Source organism: Pseudomonas sp. DR48, from assembly GCF_019823085.1.
GTDB lineage: Bacteria > Pseudomonadota > Gammaproteobacteria > Pseudomonadales > Pseudomonadaceae > Aquipseudomonas.
The window spans coordinates 3,477,929-3,490,720 of the sequence record NZ_CP081946.1 but is presented as its reverse complement, the minus strand read 5'-3'; the positions used below and the strand labels follow the sequence as shown (position 1 = coordinate 3,490,720).

Genomic DNA, 12,792 nt, shown 5'->3' with positions numbered 1-12,792 from the left:
GTTCACTTCCTCACTCGTGGCCGAGGCGAATCAACGCATCGACCGCAGTCGTGCCATGGGCACCGACCAACAATGGGTTCACATCGAGCTCCAGTAATTGCGCGGCGTTCTCGCAGGCGTAATCGGCCACCGCGCGGATCGCCGCGACCAGCGCATCCAGATCCGCCCTTTCGCGACCGCGAAAACCTTGCAGCAACGCCGCACTGCGCAAGCTCAACACGGCATTACGAATGGCACCGTCGGTGGTCGGCAACAGCAGGCTGCGACTGTCCTTGAGCAACTCCACCAGAATCCCGCCCGCTCCGATCACCAGCGCCAGGCCGAAGTCGTTTTCGCGTTTGATGCCGACAATCAATTCAGCCAAGGGCGGTGTCGCCATCGGCTCCAGCAGGACCTGATCGAACGGCACCTTTGGCGCGTACGCGGCAATGCTGGCGCGCATTGTTGTCAGCGCCGCGCTCAGGGCCGCTTCATCTTTGAGATTCAACGCCACGGCGCCGGCTTCGGTTTTGTGCGGCAGTTGCGCACTCACCGCTTTGAGCACCAATGGATACCCCAACGCGTTAGCGTCGGCCAATGCCTTGTCCGGCGTGCTCAATACGCCGTTGGGCGTCGGCAGGCCAAAGGCGCGCAACGCTGTTTTCGAATCCCACTCGTTGAGCAAATGACCCTCACCGACCAACGCTTGTGGACAATGCGGCACCAGCGCCGATTCACCGAGCGCCAGCAACGCCTGGCGATTGCGCTGATAGCCGGCAATCCGGCCCCACGCGGCCAAGCCGTCTTCGACACCTTGCAGCGCCGCCACGCCTTGGGCATGCAAGCGTTCGCGAGCGTGGGCCGGCAGCAGTTCCGGGAACGCCGAGGTGACAAAACCGGTCTTGCCGTGACGGACCAGGGCGGCGCAGTAAAGCTCCAGCAGCAGGTCGCATTCCTTGCGTTCGCCGGTGTATTCCGATGGGTAATCGAGCACCAGCATCGCCGCATCCGCTTCGGTGCGCAGGGCGCTGTCGAGCATGCGGTTCAAGGCCTCGCCGTCGCCCCAGATCGCGGTGGTGAAATCCAGCGGATTGACCAGGTTGGCGTAGCTTGGCAGCACCTGCGCGAGTTCTTCACGCTGACCTTCGTCGAGTTTGGGCAAGCTCAGTTCGTTGCGTTCGGCATAGTCGGCAATCAGCCCGGCGTCACCGCCGGAACAGGCCAGCGCGATCAAGCTGTTGCCCGACGGTAGCTTGCCGCACGCTGCCGCTTTCAGGGTTTCGACAAAGCTCACCGGGCCGCTGACGCGGATCACGCCGAGACGCGCAAACAGACTGTCGTACAGCGTGTCCGAACCTGAAAGCGAACTGGTGTGACTGAGCGCCAGCTCGGCACCGATCTGCGACACGCCGGTTTTCAGGGCGATGATCGGGATGCCCTTTTCCAGCGCCTTGTGTGCGGCGCGGGCGAAACCTGGAACATTCTTCAAACCTTCAAGGTGCAAGCCGATGGCGGTGACGCGTGGCTCATCGAGCAGCACGTCCATCAATTCGGCGATGCCCAGTTGCGCCTGGTTGCCGACCGACGCCATGTAGGCCACCGGCAAGGAGCGGTCGCTCATCGACAGGTTGTAGGCGAAGTTGCCGCTCTGGGTCAGCACCGCGACGCCCTTCTCCACCGCTTTGCCGCCATGGGCCACCGGCCACAACGCGGCGCTGTGCAGGTAGTCGAGCAGGCCGTAGCAGTTGGGACCGAGCAGCGCCATGTGACCGGCGGCGTTGAGCAACTGCTGCTGCAAGGCCTGGCCTTCGGCGCCGGTTTCAGCGAATCCTGAGGCGTAGCAAATCGCTCCGCCCGCGCCTTTCGCGGCCAGTTCGGCGACGCAGGTCAGGGTCAGCTCGCGGTTGGTCGCGATGAATACCGCGTCCGGGCCGCACGGCAGTTCGGCGATGCTACGCACGCACGGCACGCCTTCAAGGTTGTCGTGCTGCGGATTGACCAGCCACATCTGCCCGAGGTAGCCGCCTTCGGCGCAGCGTTTGAGCGCACGGGCCATGCTGCGGCCACCGACAAACGCCAGGTGGCGCGGCGCGAGCAGGCGCTTGAGGTTGTCACGAATCATCTGCGACATGGGTAATCTCCAGACCGGTCAGCGCAACAGCGGCCGCAGCAATTCACGGGAAATGATGTGGCGCTGGATCTCCGACGTGCCTTCCCAGACCCGCTCGATCCTCGCGTTACGCCAGATGCGTTCCACCGGGCATTCATCCATCAGGCCCATGCCGCCAAAGATCTGCACCGCCTCATCGGCGACCTTGCCGAGCACTTCACTGGCGAACAGCTTGGCCATGCCGGCCTCGCCATCGGTCATGCTGCCCTGGTCCATTTTCCAGGCGGTGTGCAGGGTCAGCAGTTCAGCGGCGCGAATCTGCGTGACCATGTCGGCGAGCTTGAACGAGATGCCCTGATAGGTGCCGATCGGCTGACCGAATTGCTTGCGATCCGCCGCCCATTGCAGCGACACGTCGAGTGCACGTTGCGCCTGGCCGACACAGTTGGCGGCGACCATTACGCGCCCGGCGGTGAGCCAGGCGTTGGCCACGTCCCAGCCCTTGCCGACTTCGCCCAACACTTTGTTGGCCGGCACGCGGCAGTCATCGAAGAACATTTCAAAGGTGTGGTAACCACGGTTGCTCACGCACTTGGGCCCCCGGCGAATGGTCAAGCCCGGCGTGTCGCGATCGACCAGGAACGAGGTCACGGCGTTGCGCTGTTTGCCGTTGTGTTCGTAGGTGTCGGTGACGGCGAACACGATGGCGAAATCGGCGTGCCCGGCGTGGCTGATGAAGTGTTTGCTGCCATTGAGCACGAAATCATCACCGTCGCGCACGGCGCGGGTCTTGATCGCGTTGGCATCGGAACCGGCGCCCGGCTCGGTCAGCGCGAAGCAATCGATTTTCTCGCCCTGGATGCACGGCAACAGGTAGTCCTTGATCTGATCGCCGGTGCAGGCCATGAGGATTTTCGACGGCCGCGCAACGAAAACATGCAGCGCCCATGACACCTTCGACAGCTCACGTTCGATCAGCGCCTGGGACACATAATCCAGACCACCACCGCCCACTTCTTCCGGCATGTTGAACGCATAGAAACCGGCGGCGATGGCCTTGCCGCGAATCTGCGCAGCCAGCTCCGGGGAGACTTCGTCGGCGCGGTCGACCGCTTCCTCATGCGGCAGCAGTTCCTTGGCGACAAAGCTGCGTACCGCGTCCACCAACATTTCTTGTTCTTCGGTCAGTTGGAAATTCATGGGGCTACCTGTTGTTCGTTCACGGGTTGGGGAGCGGCGGGCTTATTTGCCGGCAAACTTCGCCGGGCGTTTTTCGATGGAGGCGCGCAAGGCTTCGGCGCCGTCCTCGCTGCGACCGCAGAGCAGACCGGCGGCGAGCTCGGCTTGCAGTTGCTCCGGCAGGCTGCGTTGGGCGCCTTCGCGCATGAGTTTTTTGGTCTGGGCGAAGGCGAACGTCGGGCCGCTGGCCAGGCGCGTGGCCAGTTCAGTCGTCACTTCGAGCAGTTGTTCATCGGCGCAGACTTCGCCGACGAGGCCGGCCGCCAAGGCGCGGTCGGCGCCCCACAACTCGTCGAGAAACAGCAGGCGTTTGGCTTGTTCGGTGCCGATCAGGCGTGGCAGGTGCCAACTGGCTCCGGCGTCCGGCGAGTAGGCCATGCTGGTGTAGCCGGCCTTGAATCGCGCCGATTGCGCGGCGATGCGCAGGTCGCAGCAGAGTGTCAGGTCCATGCCGGCGCCGACGGCGGTGCCGTTGATGGCGGCGATGGTGGGTTTTTCCAGGCTGTACAAACGGCTCATCAGCGCGTGGGCGGTTTCGGTCCAGCCGTAGGTTTCGAGGGCGCCACGGGCTTCGGCTTCGGCCCATTCGGCGAGGTCGGCGCCGGCGCAGAAGCTGCGACCGCTGCCGGTGAGTACGACGACTCGAACGGCGGGATCGGTGTTGAACTGGTCGAGCAAGGCGTGCAGGTTTTTCAGGGTCGGGATGTCCAGCGCGTTGCGCTGGGCGGTGCGATTGAGGGTGATCCAGGCCACGCCGGCTTCGACTTGGCTGAGCAGAGAGGAGTGAGTAGTCATGCGAATCCTCGAATTATTGTGTTTGGCATGAGGTGATGCGACTTGAAGCCATACTAAACGAGTGTTCAGCAAGGCGGCAATCTGTGGTTGATTTGGCTGTAACAGCTTTAAATTCAATTTAAGTTATTGTTTTTAAAGAGTTTATTTTTTACGAGGAGTGTTATGGGGATGGGGCTGTTACAACTTTGAACAACTGGGGACAAGGGATTGGGATTGGGATTGGATTGGGGGCATATCCGTTTCTGCGGTAACGGCGGCTGGCGGTTTCGCTTTTACAGCGAGTCACTTTTGACAAACGCGGTACGTCTCAAAAGTAACCAAAAAGTCTTGCCCCTCCATTCGGTGCCTCGCCTAGGCTCGGCATGCCCTCTCTCCGGCATTGCTCCGGGGGCGGCTACCGCGGCATCCATGCCGCGGGGCCCCCTACGCAATGCCTGCGTTCGGCCTCTGGGAAAGGGGCAGACAGATCAAGATCAAAAGCCGAAGCAACTGCAAGGGCAAGGGCAAGGGCAAGGGCAACAATGAGATCGTTCCCACGCTCTGCGTGGGAATGCCGCCAGGGACGCTCTGCGTTCCACTGTGGATGCAAAACTTGTGTTTTGCGCAGAGGTTCTCAGGACATGCCTTTCAGAGATTGCGCGACAGTGCCCGGCGCACGCTGTCGCTGTTCAGCGCAGGGCTTTCGGGTTCGGCAGCGCTTTGCGCGGGTGCAGGGCTGTCGAGTTCGAAGGAGAGTTCGACCTCGACCGGGCTTTCAGCTTGAACAGGGCTTGGCGCCCGGCCGCGACTGGCGACCAGGGTGTCCAGCTTCTCGAGGTAGGCGTTCAGGTCGCTGATCAGCAGTTTCTTGCGCTGGGAACCTTGATACAACGCGTAGCAAAGGTAACCGCCCGCCGCCAGAAGACCGAGCCCGGCGGTGGCAACACCGGCAACACACAAGCCGGAGACGATCAGCACGGTCTTCCAGTTGAAGGGCGTCAATTCCAGCTCGGTATTCAACGCACTCGCGTCGCGCAGTACCCAGCGCTTGGACGCCGAGTGGTTCAGCAGGATCGAGTGCAGAGGAGAACCGTCTTTTTTCACGGCGCTGATCAACGAGATATCCTGACCGGTGCGCAATGGAACATCCACGCCACGCAACTTCACATCGTGCTCGACGCCGTCCGCGGTTTTGACCCAGAACTCATGATTGATGATCGACACCGAACTGACGCGAACCGGCGTCAGATCCCCGTCCTTACCGTTTACAGGAACGCCACCCGTGGTCGTCACACGCGTCTCACTGAGCTTCTCGCTGCCCACCACTTCACCGCTCAAGACAGTGAAAACAACGCGCTTATCGCCATGAGTGAAGTTGTGCATTTCGATTCCTTGATAGGCCCACGTCAATCGACGCGCAGTAGAAAATCCGTATGCCGCGGATGCTACTAACTAGCCACTATCCTGTCCAGAATTCGCCACCGCGTGTGATGCGGAAGGTCACCAAATGCATTCCCACGCGGAGCGTGGGAATGATCAAACGGATGCACACACAATCAATCAATCAATCAAACAGCACTCGGCGCCAAAACCACCCCACGCTTGCGATGAATCAGGAAATACGCCCCATAACACAGCGCAATAAACCCAAACCCCCAATACAACGAAGGCCGCTGCGTCTCATCCAGCGCCAAAAACACAAACAACGAACAGCACAACGCAATGCACGTCAGGGGCAACAGCGGAAACCACGGCGCGCGGTATTTCAGATCGCTGAGCTTGCCGCCATCACGCAGATAAGCCTTGCGGAATTTGTACTGCGCCAGCGCAATCACAATCCAGGTCACCGTGCCCGACATCCCGCTCACCGCCATCAGCACCATGAACAGCGTGTCTGCCGCCACAAAACTGGTCATCAACGACACCAACGCAAAACACAACGTGATGCTCAGCGCCCGCAGCGGCACCCCACGCTTGCTCAGCGGAGACAGACTTTTCGGCGCCATACCCGTCTTCGACATCGCCCACAAAATCCGCGTAGAGGCATACAGGCCCGAGTTACCGACGGAAAGAATCGCCGTGAGAATCACAAAATTCATCAGGTCGGCGGCATAGGGAATGCCGACCATGTCGAACACCTGCACGAACGGACTTTCCATCAACCCGGCCTGCTGCCACGGCACAATCGCCGACAGGACAACGATCGCCAGCACATAGAAAATTAATACGCGAAACACCACGTTGCGCACCGCGCGCGGGATGCTTTTTTCCGGCTGATCGGTTTCGCCGGCGGCCACGCCCATGATCTCGCAACCCTGAAACGCGTAGACCACGGTCATCATCACCGCGAACACCGCCGACAGGCCGTTGGGGAACAGTGAGTCGCCGATCAGGTTGGTCATCATTGGCGCCGGTGCGCCACTGGTCAGCGGGATCGCGCCAAAAATCACCAGCACACCGACCACGATGAAACCCAGAATCGCCGCGACCTTGATCCCGGAGAACCAGTATTCCGCCTCACCGAAAGCGCGCGTCGCCAACGCATTCAGGCCGAACAGCACCACCACGAACAACGCCGACCAGTACCAGATCGGCACTGCCGGAAACCAGCGCACCATCAGCATGCCCGCCGCCGTGAACTCCAGCCCTACGGTGGTCGCCCAACTCATCCAGTACACCCAGCCGATCATGAAACCGGTGGCCGGCCCGATGAATTTGGTGGCGTGGGTTTGAAATGATCCGCAGACCGGCATCTGTACGGACAATTCGCCCAGGCACACCATCACCAGGTACATCAGGAAGCCGGCGACCAGGTAGGCCAGAATCGCCCCCACCGGTCCGCCCTGGTTGATCGTTACGCCGGAGCCCATGAACAGCCCGGTGCCGATCACGCCGCCCAGCGACAACATGAAAATGTGCCGGCTCTTGAGGGCGCGGGTCAGTTGGATGCCTTTACGTTCGGTAGATTCGCTCATGTCCGCCCCCCATCAGCAAGGTGCGCGGGGCGTGAGAAAGGATCAGCTTTACGGCAGTTCATTATTATTATCTCCAATAAGCTTCGAAGACCGCGCGGTGGCGGTGGCGTCGATTATTGGAAGACCATGTAAGGTGCGGTTGACCGTAAAGATCGAAGTTGTAAAAAGTCGTAACGAACTTGTACGTCAGGTGTGCAGTAGCTCGGCCAGCGTCTGTTGCGAACGCTGCAAATGCGCCTGAACCTGCGTCGCCAATGCCCGCACTGCCGACTCATCGTTGATCCGCGCAGCCTCTTCCAGGGCACGCAGCACATTGGCCAATGCTCGGAAACCCAATGAGTCGCTGCTGCCGGCCAGACGATGGGCAAGGTGGGCGACTTCGGTGCAATCGTCGGCCTCGATCGCTTCCTTGAGTGCCTCGCGATGCTGCGTGATCGCATCGCGCAACACTGCCAGCAAACCCCGAAGTTTCTGTTCGCCGAGCAAGGTGCGATGCGTGTCCAGCAACGGCCAGTCCATCACCTCATCCACCCTTTGCGGCGCCGACAAAAGCGCTTGTCCGTCCAAGGCCTGGCGCAAATTGTCGAGCTTCAGGGGTTTGGCGAGGATGCCATCCATCCCGGCATCCAGATATCCGCGTACCAATGCCGGCTGCACGCTGGCGGTCAGGGCGAAAATGCGGCAGTGACGATTCGGCCCCTCGGTGTTGCGAATCCGTTTGCACAACTCGACACCGCTGATGCCCGGCAGATGCACATCGAGCAAAATCAAATCGAAGGTCTGCGCAGCGCAGTGCATCAGCGCCTGTTCGCCCTCCCCTGCAAGCCAGACCCGATGCCCGTCCCCTTGCAACAAACCGCTGACCACTTCACGGTTCAGAGCCACGTCTTCAACAACCAGAACATTCAGCGCGTGATCGGGCTTACTGTGGATCGCCACGTCGGCCAAATCGGCGATGCCCGGTTGCAGCGTCACCTCGAACCAAAAACAACTGCCCTGCCCGACCTCACTTTCAACACCGATCTGCCCGCCCAGCTGCTCCACCAGATGCTTGCTGATGGCCAACCCGAGACCGGTTCCGCCAAAGCGTTGCGCGACCTCTTCACTGGCCTGGGTGAAGCGCTCGAAAATCTTTTCCTGCACCGCCTCAGCAATGCCGATGCCGTTGTCCGTCACGCTCAATCGCAGCCGCTGCCCGGTCTGCCCGGGGAGAGACGTCAGCAACGCCACATCGACGCGAACCTCGCCGCCTTCGGTGAACTTGATCGCGTTAGCCAGCAAATTGCTCAGCACCTGACGCAGGAATTGCTCGGCACCGTGATGCCTGTCAGCGACACGCGGCTCAACTCGGCAGTGCAGCGTCGTATCGTTGCTCAGCGCGCGCGGCTCGAGCAGCGTCAGCACCTCGTCGAGCAAATGCCTGAGCGAGAAATTCACCGGTTCCGGGTGACTGACGCCCTCCTCCAGTCGAGCGAAATACAACACCTCATTGAGTATCGACAACAACCCTTCGCCGGCCTTGTACAGCGCATCCAGACGTTTGCCGTCACGCTCATCCAGATTCGCGCCGCGCAGCAATTGGGCCATGCCAAGAATGCCGTTGAGCGGTGTGCGCAATTCGTGGCTCATGGTCGCCAGGAACCGCGACTTGGCGAGGTTGGCGGCCTCGGCTTCGTCCTTGGCGCGCATCAGGCTGGCGGTGCGCCGTTCGACCATTCGCAGCAACTCATCGCGGTTGTTCTGCAAGGCCAGTCGATCGGTTTCCCGTCGCTCAATGTCACTGAGGATCGCCCGACGCATGTCGTCCAGGGCATGGGCCACGGTGTCGATTTCGTCTTCGTTCGCGCTGCGGCGCTTGTCCAGATGCAAGGGCTCGAGCCAGTCACCGGCAGCGATGCGCCGGGCGAATTCGGCCATGACTTGCAGGTGCCGGGTGACCAAGCGGTAAAACAACCCCGACAGCGCCACCGCCAAACCGCACAGAAACACGCTCATCCACAGCAGGCTGGTCAAACCAGTGGCGTACAAACGCTGATGCACGGCGCCCAGATCGGTGCTGACCTCCAATTGCCCCAGATGCCGCAAAGGCCCGGACGGCGGTTGATAGTCCAGCTCGAAACGCTCGATGCGCAGCGGCCCGACCGGGTCGGCGTTGCCTTGCAGCAGATCGAAATCGGGGCTGCTCAGGTGCACCCGCGCCACGTCGGAAAAGTCCACCAGACCGCGCAATTGCACATTCAATTGTTCCTGGTTCAAGTCCCAGAGACTGCGCTCCAGGCTGGCCAGATAACCGGCGCGGATCAGCTCCATGCGCGAGTCGATGTCACGCATCTCGCGGCGGTATTCGAAGTACAACTGCACGGTGCTCGCCAGCACGGTGAAGCACAGGCTGAACAACAGAATGAACAGCAGCAGACGCCGCAACAGTCCACCGGGCCGGGCGCGGATCATTTGGAATTGACCGGCAGGTTGATCATGTCGCGGTAGGTGACTTCGCTTTCGTTGAGCAAGCGCTCGACCTCCCCGCTGCTGACCATGCGTTGCAATTGCGCGTCGATCTCCGGCATGCGACTGGCGAGCGGGGATTTGCGCGAAACCGCAACCCGCAGGTGATCGACGCTCAAGGCGTTGGGCAACGCGACAATGTCTTGCGCGCCCGGCAGGTTTTCGACGTACAACTGACCGGTGCGCCGTTCCGAAGTGATGAAATCGATGCGCCCACGAATCAGTTTGCCGAAGTTCTGGCGGCTGTCCGAAACCCATTCGATGTTCTGCTGCTGGGCGACGAGGCGGTCGAATTCGACGCCGTAACTTTCTCCGAACAACAACCCGCCCCGGTAATTGGCCAGGTCTTGCAGACGATCAAATTTCACCGGGTGCTGACGGTTGATGAACAGCGCGACTTCTTCGCGCAGCACAGGCACCGTCGAAAAAATCATGCTCTGTTCCCGTTGCGCGGTGCTGTAGGCCAGGGCCACATCGACCCGGCCTTCGGCGACGTCGAGCAGGCAACGTTTCCAGTTGCCCAGCACGACTATTTCGACGTCATAGCCCAAACGCCCGAAGAGGTTTTTCACCACGCTTGGAGCCAGGCCGCGCACTTGTTTGCCGTCGCTCCAGGAAATCGGTGGGTACACCGGATAGTCGCAGTAGCGAATGTTCTCGGCGGCCATCGTGCTGTTGGCGACCAGCGCCAGCAACAGCGCAAACACCCGCCCCATGAGACTCAGGCCGCCACGCTGGCGGTGAACAGATACCCGGCGCCGTGGATGGTGATGATCAGTTGCGGCTCGGCCGGGTCATCGTGCAACTTGCGCCGCAAGCGACCGACCAGCACGTCGATGGAGCGATCGTTGGGCACCCATTCGCGATTGCGGATCTGGTCCATCAGTTGATCGCGGCTCAAGGTGTGCCCGCTGTTGCGCAGGAACACGCTGAGCAACTGATACTCGCCGTGGGTCAGCAGGGTTTCGCTGCCCGTGGCGTCGATGAGACGGCGGCGGTCCGTGTCCAGCGCCCAGTCGGCGAATTGTTTGACGGGCTTGGCAATGGCTGCAACCGCTTGCGGTGTCTGCGCGTGGCGAACCCGGCGGATCAGGTTTTTTGCCCGGGACACCAGTTCGCGAGGATTGAGCGGTTTGATCACGTAGTCGTCGGCGCCGCACTCCAGGCCGACGATGCGATCAATTTCGTCGTTGCGCCCGGTGATCAGAATGATCCCGACCTCGGAACGCACCCGCAGCTCCCGGGTCAGGGTCAGGCCGTCCTTGCCCGGCAGGCGGATATCGAGCATCACCAGATCGACGGTCTGGCTCGCCAGGAAGGTGTCGGCCAGCTCGGCCGTGGCGGCGCAATGCACTTCGTAACCTTCCTGGGACAGGTAGGCGTGCAGCAGTTCGCGAATCAGCGGATCGTCATCGACGATCAGTACCCGAGGAGTCATCGCTAGGTGTCCCGCAAATGCCCGAAGGCGTGTTTCTTATTAGAGTGTTTTGTTGCCATGGCGCCAGAGAGTAGCGACAGCTGAACGAGTGATCAACAGCCCGTCGTCTGGACGCAAAACCGTTGGCGACCGCCGGCCTGCAATCCGTCGACCCAGGCTTCGCAAATCTGAATGCCTTGCTCCGGGGTAAAGGTGCCCGGGTTGAGGCCCGACTCCAGCCACAAGCCGTCGAGCAATGCACTGAGGCTGATGGCGGCCAGGTCGGCGTCAAAGTTTTCCCAGCCCTCTTCCTGTGCCAACTCGGTCAGCACCTTGCGCAAAATCCCACGGTACTCGCCGTAGGAATGTTCGTGCGCGAGGTTGATCGACTCGGCCGTGCGCACCGCGCCCCAGAATGCCAACCAGGCATCGATCAGTTGCGGGTCGAGCAACTCGGCGGAAAACGAACCGCGAAAAAACGCTGACAATCGTTCGCGGGCGGTCGGCGCTGCCTTCTCCATCGCATCGCGCAACAGGCTCATGACCCGCCCCGTAATCGCTCGGTAGGCCTCGGCGACCAGTTCATCCTTGCCGGAATAGTGGTGACTGATCAGCCCGACCGAAACCCCGGCCTCGGCGGAAATCTTGCGGATAGAAGCGCCCTGAAAACCATGACGCTTGAGGCATACCAGCGTCGCTTCGATCAGGTTGGCCTTACGCAACTCCGGCTCCATGCGGGAAAAACGGGCTTCCTGACTCATGCGCGATACTCTCTGTGGATCAATCGTTAGGGACGCGGCGGTAAAGCGCGCGGGCTGAACGACTGTACAGCAAGAGTGTGGCAAGTCTCCAGCAGTTGCATACCTCATGGGACCGAGTTGCCGCCATCGCGAGCAGGCTCGCTCCCACAATTAATCCGGGGGCACTTGGTATTCGCGCCAGCCGCAAAACCCTGTGGGAGCGAGCCTGCTCGCGATGGCGCCAGCCCCACAAATGCAGGGCCACGGGTCAATCCCGATAACCCGGCGCGACCCGATCCAGCAAACGCAACAGCGCCGCCCATGCCAGTTGCATGGCGCCCGGGTCGCTCAACTCGCCTTCATCCAGCGGACGGCCGGGGTCGTTGAACTGACGCTCGGTGTGTTCGCACACCTCGGCGGGCGGCAATACCAACTCACCGGCGGCTTGCGCGGCGAGCTGGATTTCGCAGGCTTTCTCCAGGTAATACATGCGCAAAAACGCCTGGCTCACGGTCTCTCCGACAGTCAGCAAACCGTGGTTGCGCAGCATCAGCACCGGTTTGTCGCTAAGGTCTTGTACCAGACGTTGCTGCTCGCTCATGTCCAGCGCCACGCCTTCATAGTCGTGGTAAGCAACCCGCCCGTAGAACTCCATGGAAATCTGGTTCACGGGCAACAATCCGCATTTCAATGCAGCGACGGCACAACCGGACTTGGTGTGGGTGTGCAGCACGCACTGAGCATCTTCACGCGCACCGTGAATGGCGCTGTGAATCACAAAACCCGCAGGATTCACCCGGTATGGCGACGACTCCACGGCCCGACCATCCAGACCGATCTTCACCAGATCGGACGCGGTGATTTCATCGAACATCAGCCCGTACGGATTGATCAGGAAGTGATGCTCGGGCCCCGGCAGGCGCACCGAGATGTGAGTGAAGATCAGATCAGTCATGCGAAAGTGCGCGATCAATCGGTAACAGGCGGCCAGCTCTTCTCGCAGCTTTTGTTCCGTGGCGCTGCGCAGAGGGGTAGCGATCTCGTTCATTGTTT

General features: G+C 61.0%; 10 protein-coding genes. All 10 read right to left on the bottom strand.

The features are described 5' to 3' along the window. Positions 1–10: 10 nt before the first annotated feature. The gene (locus K5K95_RS15775; RefSeq protein WP_222590352.1) at positions 11–2,101 is read right to left on the bottom strand and encodes an acetate--CoA ligase family protein; all 2,091 of its coding nucleotides are present in this window, start codon (positions 2,099–2,101) and stop codon (positions 11–13) included. Positions 2,102–2,128: 27 nt separating this feature from the next. Continuing rightward, on the bottom strand, positions 2,129–3,289 hold the full coding sequence (locus K5K95_RS15770; protein ID WP_222590171.1) for an acyl-CoA dehydrogenase family protein: 1,161 nt from the start codon (positions 3,287–3,289) through the stop codon (positions 2,129–2,131). A gap of 42 nt (positions 3,290–3,331) precedes the next feature. Continuing rightward, on the bottom strand, positions 3,332–4,123 hold the full coding sequence (locus K5K95_RS15765) for an enoyl-CoA hydratase/isomerase family protein (RefSeq protein ID WP_222590170.1): 792 nt from the start codon (positions 4,121–4,123) through the stop codon (positions 3,332–3,334). Positions 4,124–4,750: 627 nt separating this feature from the next. Next, the gene (locus tag K5K95_RS15760; RefSeq protein ID WP_222590169.1) at positions 4,751–5,485 is read right to left on the bottom strand and encodes a hypothetical protein; all 735 of its coding nucleotides are present in this window, start codon (positions 5,483–5,485) and stop codon (positions 4,751–4,753) included. Between the two features lie 185 nt (positions 5,486–5,670). Beyond that, complete coding sequence (locus K5K95_RS15755; RefSeq protein ID WP_222590168.1) at positions 5,671–7,077, bottom strand: amino acid permease; 1,407 nt, start codon at positions 7,075–7,077, stop codon at positions 5,671–5,673. Between the two features lie 186 nt (positions 7,078–7,263). Further along, positions 7,264–9,528: an ATP-binding protein gene (locus K5K95_RS15750; RefSeq protein WP_222590167.1), complete on the bottom strand. Its 2,265-nt coding sequence runs from the start codon at positions 9,526–9,528 to the stop codon at positions 7,264–7,266. Beyond that, a complete protein-coding gene (locus tag K5K95_RS15745; protein ID WP_222590166.1) occupies positions 9,525–10,298 on the bottom strand; it encodes a substrate-binding periplasmic protein in 774 nt (257 codons plus the stop codon). The genes K5K95_RS15750 and K5K95_RS15745 overlap by 4 nt, the downstream gene beginning before the upstream one ends. Positions 10,299–10,303: 5 nt before the next feature. Then, positions 10,304–11,020 (bottom strand): response regulator, encoded by a 717-nt coding sequence (locus K5K95_RS15740; RefSeq protein ID WP_222590165.1) that lies wholly within the window; start codon positions 11,018–11,020, stop codon positions 10,304–10,306. Positions 11,021–11,112: 92 nt separating this feature from the next. Then, positions 11,113–11,760 carry a TetR family transcriptional regulator C-terminal domain-containing protein gene (locus K5K95_RS15735; RefSeq protein ID WP_090181253.1) on the bottom strand — a complete coding sequence of 216 codons (648 nt, stop codon included), beginning with the start codon at positions 11,758–11,760 and terminating at the stop codon, positions 11,113–11,115. A 247-nt stretch (positions 11,761–12,007) separates the two neighbouring features. Next, entirely contained in the window at positions 12,008–12,787 is a 780-nt protein-coding gene (locus K5K95_RS15730) for a class II aldolase/adducin family protein (RefSeq protein ID WP_222590164.1), read from the bottom strand. Positions 12,788–12,792: the final 5 nt, after the last annotated feature.